Source organism: Mycobacterium sp. (assembly GCF_008709575.1).
GTDB lineage: Bacteria > Actinomycetota > Actinomycetes > Mycobacteriales > Mycobacteriaceae > Mycobacterium.
The window spans coordinates 1-662 of the sequence record NZ_VYIK01000399.1 but is presented as its reverse complement, the minus strand read 5'-3'; the positions used below and the strand labels follow the sequence as shown (position 1 = coordinate 662).

Here is a 662-nt window from a genome sequence, read left to right as displayed (position 1 = left end):
GGCGTTGCGCCCCAAATCCCCAGGTCACGAACCCACTACAACGTCACAAGAGCCGCTTAAGGTGGCGTGCTCCAAGCTTGCCGCCACGGGTATTTGTTTGGTTCGCCTGCCGACGACCTCATCAGAAGCATGGACTAGATATGGGGCGGATTGGTGGCAGATCGATGCGCCGCGGCATACAGTTATACCCTCAAGAAAAGGTATGGCATTGGCAGCTGATATTGCCGGGCTACGAGTGGAGCACACATTCGATGATTCGAATTCATACCAGTTTATCGGAAGCGAAGCCTATCGCCGTGATATTTCGATGGCTGAACTTAAAAGCTATCGGAGTCCCGCGAGGCTCTTCGGAATCAAGCGAATCTGGGGTTGGGAAAAACGCGCCGAATGGCTCAATCGGCAGAACCGGGGTGACCAAACTGGATTCGTTTTGCGGGTGAAGTGAGTAAGTGAGATAGCGGGTGGATGGTGCGCCCTGGCGATGTCGGTAGCGAGAGGAGGCCGGGCGCTGATCGTGGGAATGTGTAGTCTCATCCGGAGCGGTTACTCTTTTCGCAGTGTCAGTCGCAAGCAGCGCCTCCGAAAATTCTACAGAGATGAGCCGGCAAAATCCTCCAGCAGGTCAGCAGCGCGCGCTGCGCTGTCGGCGGGTGTGGTCATCC

Annotated in this window: 1 pseudogene; it reads left to right on the top strand. The window is 56.2% G+C overall.

Annotated features, from left to right (window positions below):
- Positions 1-445 (top strand): annotated as a pseudogene (locus F6Q13_RS19210) (hypothetical protein); the annotation flags it as partial.
- Positions 446-662: the final 217 nt, after the last annotated feature.